At 35.2% G+C, this 21,552-nt stretch carries 22 protein-coding genes; 21 read left to right on the top strand and 1 reads right to left on the bottom strand.

Annotated elements, in window-relative coordinates; genetic code table 11:
- The first annotated feature begins 32 nt into the window (after positions 1-32).
- The 3 genes from C7954_RS09420 (at position 33) to tkt (ending at position 5,381) form a co-directional block, all read left to right on the top strand.
- Complete coding sequence (locus C7954_RS09420; protein WP_089723214.1) at positions 33-2,366, top strand: glycoside hydrolase family 65 protein; 2,334 nt, start codon at positions 33-35, stop codon at positions 2,364-2,366.
- Positions 2,367-2,425: 59 nt separating this feature from the next.
- The gene (locus C7954_RS09415) at positions 2,426-3,313 is read left to right on the top strand and encodes a DMT family transporter (protein ID WP_134059760.1); all 888 of its coding nucleotides are present in this window, start codon (positions 2,426-2,428) and stop codon (positions 3,311-3,313) included.
- Positions 3,314-3,413: 100 nt separating this feature from the next.
- Positions 3,414-5,381: a transketolase gene (tkt, locus tag C7954_RS09410; protein ID WP_134059757.1), complete on the top strand. Its 1,968-nt coding sequence runs from the start codon at positions 3,414-3,416 to the stop codon at positions 5,379-5,381.
- Between the two features lie 169 nt (positions 5,382-5,550).
- Here tkt and C7954_RS09405 read toward each other — a convergent pair whose 3' ends face one another.
- Positions 5,551-5,982 carry a divergent PAP2 family protein gene (locus tag C7954_RS09405; RefSeq protein WP_134059754.1) on the bottom strand — a complete coding sequence of 144 codons (432 nt, stop codon included), beginning with the start codon at positions 5,980-5,982 and terminating at the stop codon, positions 5,551-5,553.
- A 129-nt stretch (positions 5,983-6,111) separates the two neighbouring features.
- On the opposite strand from C7954_RS09405, the gene C7954_RS09400 reads away from it, so the two are divergent.
- From C7954_RS09400 to minD, 18 genes are all read left to right on the top strand, one after another.
- Positions 6,112-7,437: a bifunctional folylpolyglutamate synthase/dihydrofolate synthase gene (locus C7954_RS09400; RefSeq protein WP_134059751.1), complete on the top strand. Its 1,326-nt coding sequence runs from the start codon at positions 6,112-6,114 to the stop codon at positions 7,435-7,437.
- Positions 7,430-8,017, top strand: a complete 588-nt coding sequence (locus C7954_RS09395; protein ID WP_134059748.1) for an SPOR domain-containing protein — start codon at positions 7,430-7,432, stop codon at positions 8,015-8,017. Before C7954_RS09400 ends, C7954_RS09395 begins: the two co-directional genes overlap by 8 nt.
- Before the next feature lie 144 nt (positions 8,018-8,161).
- Positions 8,162-9,487: an electron transport complex subunit RsxC gene (gene rsxC / locus C7954_RS09390; RefSeq protein WP_134059745.1), complete on the top strand. Its 1,326-nt coding sequence runs from the start codon at positions 8,162-8,164 to the stop codon at positions 9,485-9,487.
- A gap of 15 nt (positions 9,488-9,502) precedes the next feature.
- Positions 9,503-10,411 carry an RnfABCDGE type electron transport complex subunit D gene (locus C7954_RS09385; protein WP_134059743.1) on the top strand — a complete coding sequence of 303 codons (909 nt, stop codon included), beginning with the start codon at positions 9,503-9,505 and terminating at the stop codon, positions 10,409-10,411.
- Positions 10,412-10,972, top strand: a complete 561-nt coding sequence (locus tag C7954_RS09380; protein WP_134059740.1) for an RnfABCDGE type electron transport complex subunit G — start codon at positions 10,412-10,414, stop codon at positions 10,970-10,972.
- On the top strand, positions 10,972-11,580 hold the full coding sequence (gene rsxE, locus C7954_RS09375; RefSeq protein WP_134059737.1) for an electron transport complex subunit RsxE: 609 nt from the start codon (positions 10,972-10,974) through the stop codon (positions 11,578-11,580). Before C7954_RS09380 ends, rsxE begins: the two co-directional genes overlap by 1 nt.
- Complete coding sequence (gene rsxA / locus C7954_RS09370) at positions 11,580-12,170, top strand: electron transport complex subunit RsxA (protein ID WP_134059734.1); 591 nt, start codon at positions 11,580-11,582, stop codon at positions 12,168-12,170. Before rsxE ends, rsxA begins: the two co-directional genes overlap by 1 nt.
- Before the next feature lie 20 nt (positions 12,171-12,190).
- Positions 12,191-13,183 carry an RnfABCDGE type electron transport complex subunit B gene (locus C7954_RS09365; RefSeq protein WP_134059731.1) on the top strand — a complete coding sequence of 331 codons (993 nt, stop codon included), beginning with the start codon at positions 12,191-12,193 and terminating at the stop codon, positions 13,181-13,183.
- A 158-nt stretch (positions 13,184-13,341) separates the two neighbouring features.
- Complete coding sequence (locus C7954_RS09360; protein ID WP_134059728.1) at positions 13,342-13,749, top strand: NusG domain II-containing protein; 408 nt, start codon at positions 13,342-13,344, stop codon at positions 13,747-13,749.
- A gap of 1 nt (position 13,750) precedes the next feature.
- Positions 13,751-14,272: a Gx transporter family protein gene (locus C7954_RS09355; RefSeq protein WP_134059723.1), complete on the top strand. Its 522-nt coding sequence runs from the start codon at positions 13,751-13,753 to the stop codon at positions 14,270-14,272.
- Positions 14,272-14,877: a Maf family protein gene (locus C7954_RS09350; RefSeq protein WP_134059720.1), complete on the top strand. Its 606-nt coding sequence runs from the start codon at positions 14,272-14,274 to the stop codon at positions 14,875-14,877. Before C7954_RS09355 ends, C7954_RS09350 begins: the two co-directional genes overlap by 1 nt.
- A 19-nt stretch (positions 14,878-14,896) precedes the next feature.
- On the top strand, positions 14,897-15,592 hold the full coding sequence (gene radC / locus C7954_RS09345) for a RadC family protein (protein WP_134059717.1): 696 nt from the start codon (positions 14,897-14,899) through the stop codon (positions 15,590-15,592).
- A gap of 78 nt (positions 15,593-15,670) precedes the next feature.
- Positions 15,671-16,711 carry a rod shape-determining protein gene (locus tag C7954_RS09340; RefSeq protein WP_134059714.1) on the top strand — a complete coding sequence of 347 codons (1,041 nt, stop codon included), beginning with the start codon at positions 15,671-15,673 and terminating at the stop codon, positions 16,709-16,711.
- A gap of 12 nt (positions 16,712-16,723) precedes the next feature.
- Positions 16,724-17,674 carry a rod shape-determining protein MreC gene (mreC, locus tag C7954_RS09335; RefSeq protein WP_134059711.1) on the top strand — a complete coding sequence of 317 codons (951 nt, stop codon included), beginning with the start codon at positions 16,724-16,726 and terminating at the stop codon, positions 17,672-17,674.
- 30 nt (positions 17,675-17,704) lie between these two features.
- On the top strand, positions 17,705-18,202 hold the full coding sequence (mreD, locus tag C7954_RS09330; protein ID WP_134059708.1) for a rod shape-determining protein MreD: 498 nt from the start codon (positions 17,705-17,707) through the stop codon (positions 18,200-18,202).
- Complete coding sequence (gene mrdA, locus C7954_RS09325) at positions 18,189-20,066, top strand: penicillin-binding protein 2 (RefSeq protein ID WP_134059706.1); 1,878 nt, start codon at positions 18,189-18,191, stop codon at positions 20,064-20,066. Before mreD ends, mrdA begins: the two co-directional genes overlap by 14 nt.
- 47 nt (positions 20,067-20,113) lie before the next feature.
- Positions 20,114-20,719 carry a septum site-determining protein MinC gene (gene minC / locus C7954_RS09320; RefSeq protein WP_134059703.1) on the top strand — a complete coding sequence of 202 codons (606 nt, stop codon included), beginning with the start codon at positions 20,114-20,116 and terminating at the stop codon, positions 20,717-20,719.
- A gap of 24 nt (positions 20,720-20,743) precedes the next feature.
- Positions 20,744-21,538 (top strand): septum site-determining protein MinD, encoded by a 795-nt coding sequence (minD, locus tag C7954_RS09315; RefSeq protein WP_134059700.1) that lies wholly within the window; start codon positions 20,744-20,746, stop codon positions 21,536-21,538.
- Positions 21,539-21,552 lie beyond the last annotated feature (14 nt).

Raw genomic sequence — 21,552 nt, 5'->3', positions numbered from 1 at the left:
TATTTCATTAAGTTATTGAGGGGGTAAATAAATTGAGAAATTATCATGCCAAAAAAATGGATAAAGATTCAATATATCCATATCAAGACTGGAAAATCACCGAAGAGGAATTTTTATTAGAAAATAATCATCACAATGAAGCTATTTTTTCTCTTGGTAATGGCTATCTTGGTTTAAGAGGAACTTTAGAAGAAGATTATCCAGGTAGTGAAGAAACAACAACTCCTGGTTTTTATATTAACGGAGTCTATGCTTCAGAAGAAATTATTTATGGGGAAGAAGCACCTAATTTACCCAAAAAAGGTCAGACAATGATTAACTTAGCTGACTGGAGTGAAATTAATTTATATATTAACGAGGAAAAACTAAATTTACTTAAAGGCAAGGTTTTAGATTATAATCGGGAACTAGATTTAAAACAGGGAGTACTTAAAAGATATATTATCTGGGAAGATCGCCAGGGAAGAAAAATTGAAATTAAAATTACCCGCTTGATTTCATTAAGCAGAGAACATATTGGTGCAATTAGGTATCAATTTAAAGCAATCAATTTTTCCGGTAAAATTAGTCTTAACTCAGCCATTAATGGTGATGTAAGCAATCATCATCACTTAAGAGATAAAAAAGCTTTAGAGGTAATAGAAAGCGAAGTTGACAGTAAAAGCGGCCATCTACTGCACGATGTTAAAAGTACTAATTTTAAAATAGCATATGTTGTGGAACATTCGATCAAAGGTCATACTCAAGATAATTGTAAAGTAAAAAAGAGATCTTCAGATAATAGAATTGATTGGATTTTTGAAATCAGCGCCAGCCAGGGTGAAGAATATACAATTGACAAAATTGTAGGTGTCAACCACAGTCAGGAAGCTGGAGAAAACCCCCTTAGTGATGCCAGAGCCTCAGCGGCAAGAGCTTCAATTTCTGGTTTTGAAAATCTTCTCGAAGAACAGGCAGAATTTATGACAGGTTACTGGCAGGATGTAGATGTTAAAATAGATGGAGACGATGCTTTACAGCAGGCATTTAGATTTAATGCCTTTCATATACTACAGGCTGCTGGAAAAGATGGTCAGACTAGTGTTGCTGCCAAAGGAATCAGTGGAGAATATTATGAAGGCCATTATTTTTGGGATACAGAAAGCTATGTTCTTCCTTTTTATGCTTTTCAGCGTCCAGAAGTAGCACGCAATCTGCTGCTTTTTAGATATAATACACTTGATCAGGCAAGAAAGAATGCTGAAAGAATAAAACTGGATGGAGCCTTATTTCCCTGGAGGACAATTAATGGGGAAGAGGCCTCAGGATTTTTTATGGGGTCTACAGTCCAGTATCATATCAATGCTGATATTGCTTATGCCTTAAATTTATATTATCAGGTTAGCAATGACCAGGAGTTTATGGAAAACTTTGGTCTTGAAATTTTAGTTGAAACAGCTAGAATGTGGATCAGCCTGGGTAGCTATATTCCAATGAAAGATAATAAGTTTTGTTTTAATACAGTCTGTGGACCTGATGAGTATAAGCCTGGTGTCAATAATAATGCTTATACAAATTATATGGCTAAGTTTAACCTGGATACTGCAGTTAAAATGGCAGCGATTATCAAAAAAGAAGCACCTGAGAAATATAAGCGTCTGGCGGAAAGAATCGGCCTGACTGAAAAAGAAATATCTGAGATGAAAAAAATAAAAGAAGATATCTATCTTCCGTACAATAAAGATTTAGAAATCACCCCTCAGGATGATTCCTTTCTTTATAAAAACCCAATAGAAGTGGATAATATTCCAGAAGAAGAATTGCCGCTGGTTAAAAATTGGCATCCATTAATCATCTGGCGTTATCAAGTAATTAAGCAGGCAGATGTAATGCTGCTGATGCTGCAGCTTGGAGACCAGTTTAGCCAGGACTTGAAGCTTAGAAACTATGATTACTATGAACCTAAAACAACCCATGATTCTTCACTATCACCGGCAATTTACAGTATAATTGCCTCGGAAATAGGTTATAAAAATCAGGCCTATAATTATTTTATGCAGACTGCCCGACTTGACCTTGATGATTATAACGAAAATGCCTATCAGGGGATACATACAGCCTGTATGGGCGGAACCTGGCTTTCACTAGTACAGGGCTTTGCCGGCATGAGAATGTTTAATGGAAAGCTATATTTCCATCCCCATTTACCTGATGGTTGGAATAGTTATCAGTTTAGACTGCGTTTTAAAGGTAGTCAAATAGAGGTGACAGTTAAAGAAAACACTGTTAAATACATGCTGATTTCAGGTGATAAGGTAGAATTTAAACATTTTGAGCAGTTAATTTCATTAGAAGAAAGTAATTTAGCAGAAAAAGTAAAATTATAAAAAAAGTACAATAAAAAAAGAAAGACAGAAGATCAAAAATAATCAAAGCAGGTGTAAAAATGGATTATAAGAAAAAAATATATATATTACTTGCGGTAGGTATTTTCTTTTTGTCTACCTCAGGTGTTTTAATAAAAGTAGCTACTGCACCACCATTAATTACTGCCTTTTATAGAATGTTTTTTACGGTTTTAATTTTAACTCCATATTTTCTAATTAAACATAGAAAAGATGCGCGTTATTTTTTAGATTACCGGCCATTATTGGTCGGTTTTCTCTTGGCTGTACATTTTATTTTATGGATCAGTTCTATCCAGTATACAGATATTTCTAATTCAGTTATTTTTGTGGCACTTCAGCCTCTATTCACAATAATTCTAGAATATTTGTTTGCCAGAGAAGATTTAAAAGAAGGTGCTGTTATTGGAATTGTAATGGCGGTAATTGGGAGTTCAATTATTAGCATTGGAGATTTTTATCAGCTGGGAGATAAATTATTTGGTAATTTTCTAGCCTTATCAGCAGCTTTATTTGCATCATCTTATCTTTTTATAGGAAGAGGGGTTAGAAAAAAACTCAACTATTTTCCCTACCTATATATTCTTTATACATATGCTGCTATCTTTTTAGCTGCCGGAGTCTATATTTTTGAGATACCATTTGCTGGCTATGGCTCCACTAATTATTTAATATTTTTAGCTTTGGCCCTAGGACCAACAATTGTCGGCCATTCAATACTTAATCTAGCAGTTCGTTATCTACCAACATCAATAGTTTCTCTGTCAATTTTGGGAGAGCCAATACTAACAACATTTTTAGCCTGGCTGCTGTTGAACGAAGAAGTAAGAATGACAACAATGTTTGGAGGTGCCTTTATTTTAGGTGGTATTTATCTAGCATCTGTCTATAATAATCATCAAAACAGAAAAAAAGAGCGTCTGCAGTAGAATGAAAGCTAAAATTATTCATGAGCTGACTGGACATTTAGAGCCTTAAAGTATAAAATAATAATTGAAAGATTTCATTTAATTTCGGGAGGGATAAATTTTGTTAAAAGAAGTTGCTAATATAGTAAGAGGTTTATCAGCAGACATTGTAGAAAAAGCAAATTCAGGACATCCAGGAATGCCGATCGGCTGTGCTGACATTGGGGCATTATTATTTGGAGAGGTAATGAACATCGATGCTTCTAAATCAGATTGGGCAGATAGAGATCGTTTTGTGCTCTCAGCTGGACATGGATCAGCATTTTTATATTCATTTTTGCACCTGACAGGTTATGATATTTCAATGGACGATTTAAAAGAATTTAGACAGCTTCATTCTAAAACACCAGGCCATCCAGAATATGGAGAAACTGATGGAGTAGAAACAACAACAGGACCATTAGGGCAGGGTTTCTCTAATGCAGTAGGAATGGCTTTAGCAGAAAAAATGTTGGCCACAAAATATAATACAGACAGCCATACAATTGTAGACCACTATACCTATACAATTATGGGAGATGGCTGTATGATGGAAGGTATCACTTCTGAAGCAGCATCACTTGCAGGTCATTTAGGACTTGATAAGTTAATTGCTATTTATGATGATAATGATATTTCAATTGCTGGAAGTACCAATTTAGCTTTTACAGAATCTGTAGCTGATCGTTTTAAAGCTTTTGGCTGGCAGGTAATAGAAAATGTTGACGGTCACAATCTTGATCAGCTTCGGGAAGCAATTAACCAGGCTAAGTCTGATAAAGAAAGACCAACAGTAATTATGGCTAAAACACATATTGCCTTAGGTGCACCAAATAAGCAGGATACAGCTGATGCTCACGGAGCACCATTAGGAGAAGAAGAAATTAAAGGTCTAAAAGAAGAGTTTGGTCTGCCGGTAGATAAAAAGTTCTATGTCTCAGATGAGGTAAAGGAATTTTTCCGAGCTCATGCTGCCAAGATGCAGGATCAAAGATTAGCTTGGGAAAAAGAATTTGACGAATGGGCAGCAGCCAATCCTGAGCTTAAAAACGAATGGGATCAAGCATTAGAGCTAAAACTCCCTGTTGATTTAAAAGAAGAAATTATGAATCTCGAGATAGAAGCTCCAATTGCAACCAGAAAATCAGCTGGAGCAGCTTTAACAAAAGCATTTGAATTAATTCCTTATTTAGTTGGTGGCTCAGCAGATTTAGCACCATCAAATAAAACCTATAATGCAGAATACGGTGAAGTACAAAAAGGTGATTACAGCGGCAGAAACTTCCGTTTTGGAGTTAGAGAACATGCAATGGGAGCAATTACAAATGGTATAGCACTACATGCAGGCTTACGTCCATTTGCTGCAACCTTCTTAGTTTTCTCAGATTATATGCGTCCAGCAGTTAGACTGGCTGCTTTAATGAAGCTGCCGGTAACCTATGTCTTTACTCATGATTCTGTTTTCGTTGGTGAAGATGGTCCTACCCATCAGCCAATAGAACATGTTGAAGCATTAAGAATTATCCCCGGACTTAAAGTTTTAAGACCCGGTGATGAAGAAGAAGCAAAAGCTGCCTGGGTTGAAGCATTAGAAACTACAGATCAGCCAACTGCTTTAATCTTAACCAGACAGAATTTAAAGCACATTAAAAAATATCAGGGGCTTAATAACTTTAAAAATGGTGGTTATTTTGTTAGTGATCCCAAAGATGCTGATACAATTATTTTTGCCAGTGGTAGTGAAGTTAATTTAGCTGAAGAAAGTGCAGAGCTTTTAACAGCTAAGGGAATCAAAGCTGCAGTAATGTCAGTACCGGAAAGAGAAAAACTGGAGCAGTATGCTGCTGAACATCCTCTACCTGATGCAAAATTAAAAGTAGCTATCGAAGCTGGAGTGACAAGTGGCTGGTATAAACTAGTTGGTAGTGATGGTTTAGTAATTGGACTTGACCGTTTTGGTTTAAGTGGTAAAGGACAAGAAGTTGGAGAAGAACTAGGGTTTAAAGCAGAAAAAGTAGCTGCAAAAATTGAATCTGCTTTAAATAACTAGGCTATCAAAAAATCCTAAAGAAGCAGAAGTGGATTATTTAATTAAAATAAAGTAAAGCATTAAAAAAATAAAAAAATCCGTCCACTTGCGGACATAGTTCTGCCCGGTGGACGGATTTTTATATCATGATTTGTTAAACTTTAACTTTTTTTAGTTTTTAGCCAATTTATTAAATAAGTAAATACCAGTTAATTACTGCAATTAATGCACCCAAGAGCACACCTGCAAAGACCTCAAAAGGAGTGTGGCCGATCAATTCTTTTAAATCTTCTTTGATTAACTGTTTATCATTAGCAAAACTTTTATCTTCAAGGTGTTTTATCAGATTATTTAAGACATTAGCCTGAAGACCAACAGCTCTTCTTACTCCACTGGCATCGTAAGTAACAATCAAAGCAAATACTGTCACTATAGCAAAAAGATCAGAGCTAAAGCCATATTTGAGACCAACCGTCACTGCCAGCGAAGAGACAAAAGATGAATGTGAGCTGGGCATTCCACCAGAGGTAAAAACAGTATAAAAATTAATTGGCCTTATAAAAAATATTTTCAAAAATTGTGCTGCAAAAAGTGAAAATATTGAAATTTGCAGTAATGTCATATAATCTCCCCCGAAAATTCAGTTTATTAATTTTGTTCTTTTCTTAAAAGTTGTGTATAATATTATTAGTGCCATAATACATTTTAACTTATTTATACTCTTGATTGCAAATTAGAATTGGAGGAGAAAATGGATCCTTTTAGTTATATTAATTCTTTATCACTTTTTGGAAACAAATCAGGTTACAATCCAGGCTTAGATAGAATTAAAAATTTAGTTGATCAATTAGGAAATCCACAGCAAAAATTAAATGTAATCCACCTTGCTGGGACTAATGGTAAGGGGTCAACTGCTGCTATTTTAGAAAGAATTTACCGAGAGGCAGGTTATAAAACAGCTCTCTACAGCTCACCTCATTATTATCATTTCAACGAAAGAATCAAAATTAACGGTCAGGCTTGTCCAACCATAGAATTAGCTGAAATTCTAGCAGAGCTTAAAAGTGCAGCGGCTTCATTAAAATCCAGGAACCACTTAGAGCCGAGTTTTTTTGAAATTGTAACTGCAGCAGCTTTTAAATTTTTTCAAAGACATGAAGCCGAGATAGTTATTCTAGAAACCGGGCTTGGAGGTCGGCTGGATGCTACAAACATAATTGAAAAGCCATTACTTTCGATAATAACTAATATAACTTTAGAACATCAAAATATTTTAGGAGATAATGCAGCCCAAATTGCTTTCGAAAAAGCTGGGATTATTAAAGAAAACTCGAAAGTAATTACTGGAGTTGACCAGGAAGATGCTTTAAAAGTAATAAAAGATAAAGCTGCAAAAGTTAAGGCAAAATTTATTGATATCAATGAGGAATACGATTTAATTAAAAGTGATTGTAATTTAAGAAAAAACTTAATTTGTCTAAAAAGGACAGAAAAAAAAGAAGAAAGTTATCAGCTGTCACTTTTAGGAGAACATCAAGCTTTAAACTCTGCTTTAGCTTTAAGAGCAGTTGAAGAACTAAATTCAGATTTTCCTGTTAGGAAATCTGAGATCAGACAGGCTTTAAAAAACATATACTGGCCGGGCAGAATGGAAAAAATATCAGAAAAACCACTTGTGATTTTAGATGCTGCTCATAATCAGGCTGCTTTTAGAGAACTTGTCAAAAATATTAATAATTCAAGTACAGAATTTAAGCAATTACATCTGATTTTTTCAATTTTAAAAGATAAGGATTTAGATTCTGTTTTAGCTGAACTTTCGCAATTGAAATTAAAGACAGTAGTCTATCTTGCCGAAAATCATTCATTTAGAACTATAAAAATAGATGATCTCAGCAGCAAATTTAAAGGATATGATTTTAAATTTAAAAGTTTTAATAATTTAGCTGAAGCCAGCAGTCTAGCTTTGCAAAATGCAGCTTCAAATGATCTGATAGTTGCAGCTGGTTCTTTTAATACAATTTTTGAAGCTGGGATAGAGATCATGACAAAAGTGAGGGGTGAAAATAATGAATAAAAATGAAAAAGGCTTTTCTTTAATAGTAGTAGTTATTTTTATGTCAATTGCAGCTTTGTTTGTCGGTTACTTAATGGGCAGCTGGTTAATTTCATTTTTAGTAGAGGATGACACTGAAATGGCTGGAGAACAGATGAATAATCAAAATGTTAATCAGCAAATTGCTTCAGAAGATCAAAAAAAATCGGAAGAAGTTAATAATCAAGAAAATAATTTAACTGCACCCACTCCAGAAGAAAAAAATATTGCCTCACAAGCTGCAGAAACTAATAATTCAGCAGCTGTCAATAATTCAAGCGCTAACACAGCTCAGAACAACCAGCCTGCTAATCAAAGTTCTGTATCTGAGGCAGAAGAAATTGAAGGAAAATATGCAGTTCAAATTGGAGCTTTCTCAAATTATAATAATGCACTGGCCGAAAAAAATAAAGTTGAAGAATTGGGATATCAAATTTTTATTACTGATTCAAATCCCCATCAAGTTCAGGTAGTTGGTTTTTCCACGAGAGATGAAGCAGAATCAGTGCTTGAAGAATTAAAGTCAGAAGGATATAATGGATTCATAGTGGCTCGTGAATAAAATCTTTTTTTAATTTACTGTTGTTCTTGTTTAACAATTAGTATATAATAATTATGGTTTGCATTCTAATATCTAAATTTATAGCAAAATTTTCAATTTATAAATTTTTCTTAGAAAAAAATATATAAGGGGTGAAATTTTATAGTGAAAGCGTTGACTTTTAAACAGGGGATACATCCTGAGTATAATAAGGAATTAACAAAGGATAAACCCTTAAAAAATGCTAAAAGACCTGAAGAAGTTATAATCCCAATCAAGCAACATATTGGTGCGCCTTTAAAGGCTCTTGTCAAAAAAGGTGATCAGGTTGATTTAGGACAAAAAATTGCTGATGGTGATAGTTTTGTCTGTGCTCCTATTCATGCTTCTGTGTCAGGTACTGTAAAAGACATTAGAAAGGTAACTGATCCAGGTGGTAACACTGTTGATGCTGTAGTAATTGAAGCGGCAGACGAAGATACTCTAAATTCTGGTTTAGATAAACATGAGAGCTTAGATGAACTGGAAGCAGGAGAAATTAGAAATATCATTAGAGAAGCAGGAATAGTTGGTATGGGTGGAGCGATGTTTCCGACCCATGTAAAAGTATCTGTTCCAGATGACAAAAATGTTGATTATGTAATCTTAAATGGTGCAGAATGCGAACCTTATTTAACTGTTGACCATCGGGTGATGGTAGAAAGACCGAAAAGTATTATTTTTGGTTTAAAAGCGTTAATGAAAGCATCAGGTGCACCCAAAGGAATTATTGGTATTGAAGAAAATAAACCTGAGGCCATAGAAAGTATGCAGGATGCTGCCAAAAATGATGATAATATCGAAGTTCAGGCTTTAGAAACTAAATACCCACAGGGTGGAGAAAAAATGTTGATTGAGGCTTTAATCAGTCGAGAAGTACCGGCTGGAGGTCTGCCGCTTGATGTAGGGGTTGTAGTAAACAATACTTCTACAGCAGCAGCTGTTGCAGATGCAATTAGAGATGGAAAGCCGCTTTATGAAAGGTCAATTTCTATCACGGGTAGAGGAATTAACTCTCCTCAGAACTTAATTTATCGAATTGGTACAAGTATTGCTGAACTTGTTGAACAGGCTGGAGGACTTAAGGATAGTGCAGCTAAGGTAATAACAGGTGGACCAATGATGGGAGCTGCCCAAAAACATCTTAATATTCCTACTGTAAAAGGTACATCAGGAATTCTTGTTTTAGTTAAAGATGAGGTAGAAGATTTTGAACCTTCTCCTTGTATTAACTGTGCAAGATGTGTTGATGCCTGTCCTATGTTTTTAATGCCGACTCAGCTGGTTAATTATGCAAAACATGATATGGTAGAAGAATTAGAAGAATGGCAGGTATTAAGCTGTATTGAATGTGGATCATGTTCTTTTGTCTGTCCGGCTAAAATACCTCTGGTACATCATCTGCGTCTTGGTAAGGCACAGGTAATGGCGAAAAAAAGAGAAGAGAATTAAGGAGGATAACCAATAATGAATAATGAATTAATTGTAACATCCTCACCACATGTCAGATCACAGGACTCTGTAAAAAAAATAATGTGGTCAGTTGTTCTTGCCCTTCTGCCAGCAGTATTTGCTGCAGTATATTTCTTTAAAGCAAGAGCAATATCTGTGGTTCTGACAGCTGTAGTTGGTGCGGTTTTAACTGAGTACATATTTCAAAAAGTTAGAAATAAGAAAATTGCTATTGATGACGGAAGTGCAGTAGTAACAGGTCTACTTTTAGCACTAACACTTCCACCATCTATTCCACTTTGGACAGCTTTTTTTGGTTCAGTTGTTGCTATTGGACTTGGTAAACAGGTTTTTGGTGGTATAGGTCAAAATCCATTTAACCCGGCTTTAGTTGGTAGAGCTTTTTTAACAGCTGCTTATCCGGTATTAATGACAACCTGGACAGTAGATGGAGTTTCCACTGCTACTCCTTTAAGTAAGATGAAGATGGATGGTATAGCAACTGATACCTGGAATCTTTTTGTCGGCCAAATTGGTGGATCACTCGGAGAAACTTCAGCCCTGGCATTATTATTAGGTTTTGCTTATCTTTTATATAAGGGTTATGTAAACTGGAGAATTCCACTGGCAATGGTTGGAACTGTATTTGTTGGAACCTTTGCTTTTGGTGCAGATCCTATTTTCCATCTTTTTGGTGGAGGTTTAATGCTCGGAGCTTTATTTATGGCAACTGATATGGTTTCCAGTCCGACAACTAAAAATGGACGCTGGATTTTTGGACTTGGAGCTGGATTACTTGTTGTTGTAATCAGACTCTGGGGTGGATATCCAGAAGGAGTTATGTATAGTATTTTATTAATGAACACTGCAGTACCACTAATTGATCGTTATACAAGACCTCGTAGTTTGGGAGAGGTGAAATAAATGGAAAAGAATAGCACAAAAAATTTAATTCTTACTCTAGCTACAATTGGTATAGTATCTGCTTTAATTTTAACCTTTGTTTATGAATGGACTACTCCCTATATTCAGGCTAATCAGGCTGAAACTCAAAGATTGGCAATTAGCGAAGTTCTTCCTGGAGCTGAAGAAGTTGAGGAAGTAGAAAAAAATGGCCAAATTTTCTTTGAAGGTTTTGATGCTGATGGCAATCGAATAGGAGTAGCTTATCAGAACAGTGGTGGTGGCTATAATGGTATGATCGATGTTATGGTTGGTGTTAACCTTGATAACCAAGAGATTTATAAATTCAGTGTTTTAAACCACGAAGAAACTCCTGGTTTAGGAGCAAGAATAACAGAAGCTGAATTTAAGTCTAATTTCGAAAATAAAGTTTTTGGTGAATATAATGTAATAAAAACTCCGCCTTCTAAAGAAACAGAAGTGCAGGCAATCGCTGGTGCAACAATATCTTCCGTAAGTGTTACCAGAATTATTGAAGAAGCAGTTAGTACAATTACCGATGTTTATGGAGGTGGAAATTAATGTCTATGAATTTTAAAGAACTAGTTAAAGACTTTACAAATGGACTCTGGGCAGAAAACCCAATTATTCGTTTAGTAATTGGTATGTGTCCAACATTAGCTGTAACTAACACAGCTTCAAATGGTCTGGCAATGGGATTAGCAACATCATTTGTTTTGATTATGTCTGAAATCGTAATTTCAATTATTAAAAAGTTGATTCCAGCAAATGTAAGGATTCCAAGTTACATATTAATTATTGCTACATTCGTAACCTTTACAGATTATTTTCTAAAGGCATTTTTCCCTGGAATTGCAGCATCACTAAGTATCTTTATTCCTCTAATTGTTGTTAACTGTTTGATCTTAGGACGTCAGGAAGCTTTTGCTTCTAAAAATCCTACTCACAGAGCTATCGCAGATGGGCTGGGGATGGGAATTGGTTTTACCTGGGTTTTAACTCTCTTAGGTATAATCAGAGAAGTTTTCGGTATGGGATCAATTTTTGGATTTCAAGTATTAGGTGAATGGTATCGTCCAATGGTTATTATGGTACTACCTGCTGGAGCTTTTATTACTTTAGGAATTCTGGTTGGTATTATGAATCAAATCAGCAGGGAGGGTAAATAATGGAAGAATTCACACAAATATTATTATTATTTATTAGTACTGTTTTAATAAATAACTTTGTTTTAATTAGATTTTTAGGGATCTGCCCTTTCTTAGGTGTATCCAAACAGGTTGAAACAGCTTTCAGTATGGGTCTTGCTACAACTTTTGTTATGACTCTAACTGCTGCAGCAACCTGGATGATTAATACTTTCATCTTAGAAGCTTTTAACTTACCATTTTTGCAGTATGTTTCATTTATTATTGTTATTGCATCTCTGGTACAGTTTGTAGAAATGTTTATTAAGAAAACAAGTCCGGTTTTATATAAAGCATTAGGTATTTTCCTTCCGTTAATCACAACTAACTGTGCTATCATGGGATTGGCTTTACTGATTCCACTTAATGGCTACAGTTTTATTGCCAGTGTAGTTTTTGGATTTGGAGCTGGTGTTGGTTTTACTCTAGCAATTGTGTTAATGGCAGGTTTGAGAGAAAAATTAGAATTTGGCGATGTACCGGGAGTACTAAAAGGTGTGCCAGTTACCCTGATTATTGCGGGAATTATGGCTATGGCTTTTATGGGCTTCTCCGGTCTCATCTCAATGTAGTGGAGGTGGCAGTAAATTAAATGAATCCAACATATTTATATTCTTTGATTAGTATGGGAGGAATTGCAGCATTTTTAGCTGCAGGTTTAGGTTTTGCCTCAGTACACTTTAAGGTAGAACAGGATCCACGAGTTGGAAAAGTAAATGATGCTTTACCTGGTGCTAACTGTGGTGCCTGTGGTTATGCAGGTTGTAGTGCTTTTGCAGAAGCAGTAGTTAATGGAGAAGCACCTGTTGGCGGTTGTCCTGTTGGAGGAGACAAAGTTTCTTCTAATATTGCAGATATTATGGGTGCTGATGCTGATAGTTCAGATAAGGTAGTTGCCGAATTATTATGTGGTGGTGGAATTAAAGAAACTACCAAATCCGGTAAATACCAGGGTATTAAAACCTGTAAAGCGGCAAATGCTGTTAATGGTGGCGAAAAAGAATGCCAGTACAGCTGCCTTGGTTTTGGAGATTGTGAGGTAGTTTGTCCTTTTGATGCGATTATTATGAGCGAAAATGGCTTACCACAAATTGATCCAGAAAAATGTACCGGCTGTGGTAAATGTGTGGAAGAATGTCCACGTAATATTCTTTTACTGGCACCTCTTTCAGCTAAAACTCATATCAGATGTTCATCCCACAATACAGGTAAAATAGTACGTAAAACTTGTGAGGTTGGCTGTATCGGCTGCAGCCTCTGTGCAAAAACCTGTCCGGTTGATGCAATTGAGATGAAAGATAATTTAGCTGTAATAGATTATGAAAAATGTGTTAACTGTGGTAAGTGTGCAGAAGTTTGTCCAACTGGCACAATTGAATTTCAGGGAAGAATGATTGAAAAAGTTGAAATTAATGATAACTGTGTTGGCTGTACTCTCTGTGCAAAAGCTTGTCCGGTTGATGCAATTGAAGGAGAAGTAAAAAAACTGCATGAGATTGATCAAGAAATATGTATTCAATGTGGTCTTTGTTTTGAAGCTTGTAATGTAGATGCAGTAGATCTTTTTTATAAAGATGAAGAATAGAATTTAAATTAAAATCTAAATAACTAAAGAACCCGTTCTTCTATAAGGACGGGTTTTTTCTTAAGCTTTAAACTAAGCGTTAAACTGTGGACATCAGCGTCTAAAGATGTTAAAATATATAGTAATGGTAGTAAAAAAGAAATTAGTGGTGAATATAATTGAAAATAACAGATATTTTGACATTTTATGATAAAATTTTAATTATCTTTGTAGTTCTTTTGGCTTTAGCACTTTTGGTTATTCCTTTCTATTATTTTGCCTCTGAATCGGATGCTGAATTGCTGTTAAAGGTTCAACTGGATAATGAGTTGATCAAAACAGTTCCTGTAGCAGATAGTTATGAAAAACCAATAGTTTTTGAAGTAGAAGGGCTAATTGGAACTCATATTATTGAGGTTAATCAGGGCAGAGTGCGTGTTTTAGAAGCACCAGCAGATGATCCACTTAAGATTTGCGAAAAGACCGGTTGGATAGACCGTGAAGGACCAATTATAGTCTGTGTACCAAACTCTTTAAGCCTCTGGCTGGAAAGTACTGATTCAGATATAGATGGGATGAGCTGGTAAGATGAAAAAAACTAGAAAAATTGTAGTTATTTCACTTTTAATTTCTTTAGGACTTGTTCTGCATTTAGTAGAAAGTTTTTTTCCGCTAACTGCAGTTGTTCCGGGAGCAAAGCTGGGGCTGGCCAATATTGTTTCTTTAATTGCAATTTCGTTATTTGGATTTCCTGCTGCTTTTCAAGTAGTTATTTTTAGGGTTATATTGGGCTCACTGCTGGCAGGGACATTTATGACAATAAATTTTTATTTAAGTTTTAGTGGCGGTATTTTAAGTTTTCTCTTGATGTATTTAGCTTATTATTTTCTCAAAGACTACCTTTCTTTGATAGGGATTAGTATTATCGGAGCTGTAGCTCATAACACTGCCCAAATCACAGCAGCTTATTTGATTATTTCTAATCTCGGCATATTTTATTATTTACCATTTTTGATTTTACTGGCTCTGCCAACTGGATTTGGGGTTGGACTTGTTAGCTATTTTACTCTTAAACATTTACCATTTTCGATTACTGGAGGTAATTTTTAATGATTAAAAAAGCAAATAATGTTACAAATGATTTAAAATTAGTTTTAGCATCTGCTTCTCCTCGTAGAGAAGAGATATTAAAAAAATTGAATTTGAAATTTACAATCGTTCCTTCAAAAATAGATGAAGAAAATTTCACCAGTGATGATCCGATTGAACTGGTAAAAACACTGGCTTTAGAAAAGGCTAAATCTGTCTCAAATCTAGTAGAAGATGCGATAGTTATTGCAGCAGATACAATAGTTGTTTATGATCAAAAAATACTTGGCAAACCAGAAGATGAAGCAGCAGCCAAGAAAATGCTGCAGACTTTAAGTGGCAGCGATCACCAGGTAATTACAGGAGTTGCAGTTTTAAATTCGCAAAACAAAGAAAGTCATGTTGATTATAATTTAACCGATGTAACAATGACCAAGATGAGCCAAAAAGAAATAAACAGTTACGTAGAAACAGGAGAACCAATGGATAAAGCTGGTTCATATGCTATTCAGGGTTTTGGGGGTCTTTTTGTGGAAGAAATAAAAGGCTCATATCATTCAGTAATGGGCTTGCCGATCCATCAACTGGCAAGACTATTAGATAAATTCAACTATGGAATCCTATAAAAGAAAGGGGCTAATTTTGATGGATGGTCTTCAGACCAATTTTACCATCAAAGAATTACCAGCAGAGGAAAGACCAAGAGAAAAGCTTTTAAAAAAAGGTAGTAAATATTTATCAACAGCAGAACTTTTGGCCTTAATAATCAGGACAGGAAATAAGGACCGAACTGCTGTAGAACTGGCACAAGATTTATTAAGTTTTTATGGAGGGTTAACAGGTCTTCAGGATTTAAGCTGTGAAGAACTGCAGCAGATTAATGGAATAGGAACTGCTAAAGCTGCTCAAATTAAAGCAGTAGTAGAATTAAGCTGTAGAATTAGAACTTTAAAAAACCAGCAAAAAGATTTAGTAAGTAATCCAATTCAAGCTGCAGAATTACTGGCTGGTGAAATGAGATTTTTAAAACAGGAAGTTTTACGAGTAATACTCTTAGATGTCAAAAATAAGGTGATTGCGGTTCCGGAAATTTCTCGGGGAGGGCTGTCAAGTTCAATTGTCCATCCAAGAGAAGTTTTTAAAGAGGCAATTAGACGCAGCAGTGCAGCTGTGATTCTTGTTCATAATCATCCAAGTGGTGACCCGACACCAAGTGCTGACGATCTAAGCATTACCAAAAAATTGGTTAAAACAGGAAAAATAATTGGAATTGAAGTTATCGATCATATTATAATTGCCGGTGATAAATATTTAAGTTTTAAGGAAAAATCTTTATTTTGATTTTTGATATTTTATTTTAATTAAATTTAATTTAAGTTTTTAATCTAAGTTTATATAATTTGAAAGGGGTTTAAATAAATGGTTTTTAAATTTTTAAGTGCACCATTCTCAAGGGATATGGGTGTTGACCTTGGGACAGCAAACACACTAGTTTATATTAAGGGTAAGGGGATTTTAATTAGAGAGCCCTCAGTTGTAGCCCTTAAAAAGGATAAACAGGAAGTACTTGCTGTCGGTGATGAAGCAAAAAGAATGATAGGTAGAACACCCGGAAATATTGTTGCTGTTAGACCAATGAAGGATGGGGTAATCGCCGATTTTGATGTTACAGAATCAATGCTCCGTTATTTCATAACTAAAGCTCATAAAAGGAGCCGAATGGTTAGGCCTAGAATAATAATCTGTGTTCCTTCTGGGGTGACAGAAGTTGAAAAAAGAGCTGTTATTGATGCAGCTGTTCATGCTGGCGCCAGAGAAGCATATTTGATAGAAGAACCGATGGCAGCAGCTATTGGTGCTGGTTTGCCTGTTCATGAACCAACTGGAAATATGATTGTTGATATTGGTGGTGGAACTACTGAAGTTGCAGTTATTTCTTTAGGTGGGATTGTAACCAGTCGCTCGATTAGAATTGGTGGAGATGATATGGATGCTGCTATTGTGCAGTATGTTAAAAGAAAGTATAATTTAATGATTGGAGAAAGAACTGCTGAGGAAATTAAAATAGATATTGGAGCAGCTTACAGTGATAATCCTGATGGCCGCAAAGAAATTAGAGGACGTGACCTTGTCAGCGGCTTACCAAAAACTATAGAAATTACAGCAGCCGAAATACAAAAAGCTTTAGAAGAACCGGTGGTTAACATTATTGACGCAGTGAAAATGACATTAGAAAAAACACCTCCTGAACTAGCATCTGATGTTATGGATAGAGGTATAATATTAACCGGTGGTGGAGCTTTACTACAGGGTTTAGATAAACTACTAATTGATCAGACACAGATGCCCGTTCATATTGCAGATGAACCTTTAGACTGTGTAGCTAAGGGAACAGGAATGGCTTTAGAAGAAATTGACTCTTTAAAAAAGATTTTAATTACACCCAAAAAACTTTCATAGGGGGTGTACCTGTTGTTTAACTTTAACAGGAATACTTTAATCACAGCAGTAATTTTAATTTCTATTATACTAGTCTTTAGTTTTATTTATTTTACAGAAATAGATTTACCCATATTTAATTGGTTGAGTGATCTAATATATAATCTAATTAGTCCGATCATTAACTTATTAAATCAGCTAGTTGAAAGTGTTAAAAACTTTTTTATAACTCTATTTTCTATTGATGAAATCAATCAGGAAATAAAAGAACTTCGACAGAGAAATAGTGTTTTAGAAAGACAGATACTATTTTTGGAAAATATAAATAGAGAAAACCAACGCTTGCGAGAACTGCTAGATTTTAAAGAAAAAGTTAATTATCAGATGCTTGGGGCAGAAGTGATTGCAAACTCTCCTTCGATCTGGGAAAAAACAATTACGATTAATCGAGGCAGCAAGGATGGTTTAAAGGCAAGGATGCCTGTTATTAGTTACCAGGGCTATTTAGTTGGCAGAGTAGAAAATGTCGGCAGCAGCTCAGCTCAGGTAAGACTAATTACCGATCATAATTTTGTTGTGGGTGGAATAATTGCCCGAACTGATTCTAGAGAGATCGGCTTAGTTAAAGGAAGTGGTAGGGATGACAGACCAAATATTATGGATAGTATCGCCTGGGATGCTGATCTAGAAAAAGGAGATGTTGTTTTAACTTCTGGTCTATCAAACAATTTCCCCTCAGGCCTAAAAATTGGCGAAGTGGAAGCAGTTGAAACAGATAACTACGGTCTTTCTCAAAAAGCGGATATAAATCTTTTTATACATCAGATAACATTAGAGGAAGTAATGATTATCAAAAATTTTAATTCAATTAATCGAGAATCAATTCAAAGTAGTGAAAATCTTCAATTAGAAAATGAAGCTGAAATTAATTCAGATGAGGAAAGTGAAGAAAATGATGGAGACTCAGAAAGTGAAGCAAATTAAAGGAAAAATCTTAATGATGGGGAGTTTAAATTGAAAAAATATATATTTAATATTTCAATCATAATCTTCCTGTTGATTTTTCAGCTGACCCTACCTATATTTTTTCCATCTTTAAATTTAATACCAGATTTTATATTAATTTACATTGTAATTAGAGCTATTATTTTTGGGGCCCAAGATGCGATGATTTATGGAGCGGTAGGTGGCTTGCTGCAGGATGTTTTTATAACATCTTTTATTGGACTTTTTACACCAGTAAAAACAGCGGTTGCTTTTTTATCGGCTCTGCTGTCGGGAAGATTTTTTCCTGAAAATTTATTAATTCCGCCTCTTGGTGTCTTTTTAGCAACAATTGTGCATGAACTTTTATACCTGCTGTTAAAAGAAAATTATTTATTTGCCGCAAATTATTTAACCTTGATTAAAGATATGATTTTACCAATGGCAGCATTAAATTCTCTAATCACCTTCTTTGTTTATTTAATTTATTTTTTCTGGGGAAGGCGTGATCTGAGTGGACAGACATAAAATTATCAGGATTGTTATACTTTTAATTTTTACTATTTTGCTGTCCAGAGCTGCTTATTTACAAATTGTACAGGGTGACTATTATTATGAACTTTCCGAAGGTAATAGAATTTCTGTTAGGCCAATAAATGCACCACGAGGCAGAATATATGATAAGCGGGGCGAAATCATTGTATCTAACAGATTAAGCTATAATCTATATTTGATGCAGAATGAAATACCGCCAGAAAGCTCAGCTGCAGAAATTCTAAATAAGCTTTCTCAAATTAGCAGTTTAGCAGAATCGCGACTGCTCCAGAATTATAAAAATTCTGAGGTTGATACTGCTGTAGAACCAATATTACTGGCCAGACATCTGGATAAAGAAGATATGGTTATAATAGCTGAAAACAAGGATATTTTACCCGGCTTGATAGTTAACGAATCATCCATGAGAGATTATATTTATCCTGAGAAACTGGTTCATGCCACCGGCTATATTGGTGAGATTAATGAACAGGAATTGATTTCATTTAATGAACAGGGCTACAATTACCGCGGTGGTGACTTTGTAGGTAAAGGTGGGCTGGAAAAGGAATACGAGTTTTATTTAAATGGAGAACGAGGCGCTGAACAGATTGAGGTCAACAGCCGTGGTAAAAAAATTAAAACCATTGGTATTAAAAATCCAGAGGCTGGAAATGATTTAATTTTAAATATTAACTTTTCACTACAGTCAGTTCTAGAAGATTTATTAGAGAAAAATTATAATCAACTTAGAGAACTGGCAGCTGAAGATGAAGACAGATCAACCCCTACTGGTATTGCTGCCGTAGTGATGGATATTGATACAGGAGGTATTCTTGCTTCTGCCAGTCTTCCTGATTATAATCTAAATTTATTTGCTAAGGGAATCAGCAGCAGTGATTATCAAGAATTGATCAATGATCCCTTGCGGCCAATGATTAATCGGACAACAATGACAGCGGTTCCACCAGCCTCGATTTTTAAACTCGTTACCGGAACAGCAGCTATGGAAGAGTTAGGAGTTCGAGCAAATACCAGTTTTTACGACTCAAATGGAACTTTTTCAATTCCAAATTGGTCCAGACCCTTTAAAAACTGGAATCCAGTTGGAGAGGGTAAACTTGATTTTGTAAAAGCAATAGCCCGCTCAAATAATGTTGTTTTTTATGAACTGGGTTATGAGCTTTATAAAGAATATAAAGGAGAAAAACTGGCTGAATATGCTCATAAATATGGCCTGGGAACTAAAACTGATATCGATTTACCATCTGAAAAAAGCGGTTTAGTCCCAGACGACAGCTGGAAAAGAAGCAATTTAAATCAGGGATGGTATCCAGGTGATTCAGTTAATTTATCAATAGGTCAGGGAAGTTTATTGACAACACCGGTACAGATTGCCTCCTTAATTTCAACAGTAGCTGCAGAGGGAGTTTCCTATAAACCACAGCTGGTTAAAGAAATAAGGGGAGCAGATGGTGACATTGTTGAAACTTTTAAACCAGAAATTAGAATTGATTTAAGAGATGAAGTAGAGCCAGAAGTTTTTGAGGCTCTAAAAGAAGGAATGCACGATGTTGTAAATAAAAGTTATGGTACTGCTTCTAGACATTTTAGTGATTTTCCAGTTAAAGCAGCCGGTAAAACGGGTACTGCCCAAACTGGAGGTGCAAATCATGGTTGGTTTGGAGGCTTTGCTCCCTATGAAGATCCTCAAATAGCGATTGTTGTTTTTATAGAAAATGGTGGTTCAAGCGCCTATTCTGTTCCAATTGCCAGAGAAATAATGGAATATTATTTTGGCTTTAAAAATTATGAGAATGGTAGAAAAAAGATTTATTATAACAGTAGGGAAGAATAATTTATTAAAGAATATATTAAAAAGTGTTTATAATGAGGAGAGATTTTATGGCTTCTGTGTTTTCTTTTCAGGCAGTTTCAGATGGAATAGTAATGAATTTTCGTGAAGGCAGTACCTTCGGCAATATCAAAAAAGCTGTTGGCCTTCACGCTGCTGAGGCTTCTGATTTTTTTACAGGTGTTAATTTATATTTGAATTTGAGTGGATTAGAATTAGCTTTTGAACAGCTAGAAGAACTGATGAATTTAGTTAAAAATTATAATCAGGTTAATAAAATTTATTTTACAGCAAAAAAAATTGAAACAGAAGAAAAAAATAAAGAAAGCACTTCTGAGGCAGTAATAATAAATAGAACCCTCAGATCAGGTCAGCGAGTTAAACATCAGGCTAATGTAGTAATTGTTGGTGATGTTAATCCCGGTGCAGAAGTAATTGCTGGTGGTGATATTATTGTTTTTGGTAGGTTAAGAGGAGTTGTCCATGCGGGTGCTGGTGGCAGTAAAGAAGCTCAGGTAGCAGCTTTAATGCTGGATCCAACCCAGCTGAGAATAGCTTCATTAATTGCCAGATCACCAGATGACAGTGATAGTTCTAAATTACAGGCAGAAAGAGCATTTATAGAAGAAGATCAAATTATTGTAGAAAAAATTTAGTTATAAATTCAGGGGGGATGAAATTTGGCAGGCAAGACAATTGTTATTACATCAGGTAAAGGTGGGGTAGGCAAAACTACTTCTTCAGCTAATATTGGTACTGCTCTTGCAATGCAGGGCAACAAAGTTTGTTTGATTGATGCTGATATTGGACTTAGAAATTTGGATGTTGTTATGGGACTTGAAAATAGAATTGTTTACGATATTGTTGATGTAGTTGAAAATAACTGCAGACTTGAACAGGCCATGATTAGAGATAAGCGTTATGACGGTTTATATCTTTTACCAGCAGCTCAAACAAGAGACAAAACTTCTGTTACTCCTTTTCAAATGAAGGAGCTTATTGAAAAGTTAAAAGAAGATATGGATTATATTGTTGTTGATTCACCAGCTGGAATTGAACAGGGATTTAAAAACGCAATAGCCGGTGCAGATAGGGCTATTATTGTAACAACTCCTGAAATCTCAGCTGTTCGTGATGCCGATAGAATTATTGGTTTATTAGAGGCTGAAGGTCTACGTGATCCAGAAGTGATAATCAATAGGATTAGAGCAGATATGGTTGACCGTGGTGATATGATGGGAATTGATGATATGATAGAAATTTTAGCTATTGACTTAATTGGTATAGTACCAGAAGACGAAGGTATTGTTGTTTCGACTAATAAAGGTGAACCTATTGCCTTAAATGATAATGCTAAAGCAGGACAGGCTTATCGTAATATTGCTCGCAGAATCATGGGTGAGGATCTACCAATGATGCCTTTAGAAAAAGATAGTTTTTTAACTAGATTTAAAAAGTTAGTTGGTTTATCTTAATACAAGGGGGGGAG

The organism is Halanaerobium congolense, from assembly GCF_004366375.1.
Classification (GTDB): domain Bacteria; phylum Bacillota; class Halanaerobiia; order Halanaerobiales; family Halanaerobiaceae; genus Halanaerobium; species Halanaerobium congolense.
The sequence above is the reverse complement of the archived record's forward strand: the minus strand, read 5'-3'. Positions and strand labels throughout refer to the sequence as shown.

What these genes read in the sequence shown, in the direction of transcription:
- C7954_RS09415 (WP_134059760.1), top strand. Translation starts at nt 2,426, where the DNA reads ATGGATTATAAGAAAAAAATATATATATTACTTGCGGTAGGTATTTTC.
- C7954_RS09405 (WP_134059754.1), bottom strand. Translation starts at nt 5,982, where the DNA reads ATGACATTACTGCAAATTTCAATATTTTCACTTTTTGCAGCACAATTT.
- C7954_RS09400 (WP_134059751.1), top strand. Translation starts at nt 6,112, where the DNA reads ATGGATCCTTTTAGTTATATTAATTCTTTATCACTTTTTGGAAACAAA.
- C7954_RS09395 (WP_134059748.1), top strand. Translation starts at nt 7,430, where the DNA reads ATGAATAAAAATGAAAAAGGCTTTTCTTTAATAGTAGTAGTTATTTTT.
- C7954_RS09385 (WP_134059743.1), top strand. Translation starts at nt 9,503, where the DNA reads ATGAATAATGAATTAATTGTAACATCCTCACCACATGTCAGATCACAG.
- C7954_RS09380 (WP_134059740.1), top strand. Translation starts at nt 10,412, where the DNA reads ATGGAAAAGAATAGCACAAAAAATTTAATTCTTACTCTAGCTACAATT.
- rsxE (WP_134059737.1), top strand. Translation starts at nt 10,972, where the DNA reads ATGTCTATGAATTTTAAAGAACTAGTTAAAGACTTTACAAATGGACTC.
- rsxA (WP_134059734.1), top strand. Translation starts at nt 11,580, where the DNA reads ATGGAAGAATTCACACAAATATTATTATTATTTATTAGTACTGTTTTA.
- C7954_RS09365 (WP_134059731.1), top strand. Translation starts at nt 12,191, where the DNA reads ATGAATCCAACATATTTATATTCTTTGATTAGTATGGGAGGAATTGCA.
- C7954_RS09355 (WP_134059723.1), top strand. Translation starts at nt 13,751, where the DNA reads ATGAAAAAAACTAGAAAAATTGTAGTTATTTCACTTTTAATTTCTTTA.
- C7954_RS09350 (WP_134059720.1), top strand. Translation starts at nt 14,272, where the DNA reads ATGATTAAAAAAGCAAATAATGTTACAAATGATTTAAAATTAGTTTTA.
- radC (WP_134059717.1), top strand. Translation starts at nt 14,897, where the DNA reads ATGGATGGTCTTCAGACCAATTTTACCATCAAAGAATTACCAGCAGAG.
- C7954_RS09340 (WP_134059714.1), top strand. Translation starts at nt 15,671, where the DNA reads ATGGTTTTTAAATTTTTAAGTGCACCATTCTCAAGGGATATGGGTGTT.
- minC (WP_134059703.1), top strand. Translation starts at nt 20,114, where the DNA reads ATGGCTTCTGTGTTTTCTTTTCAGGCAGTTTCAGATGGAATAGTAATG.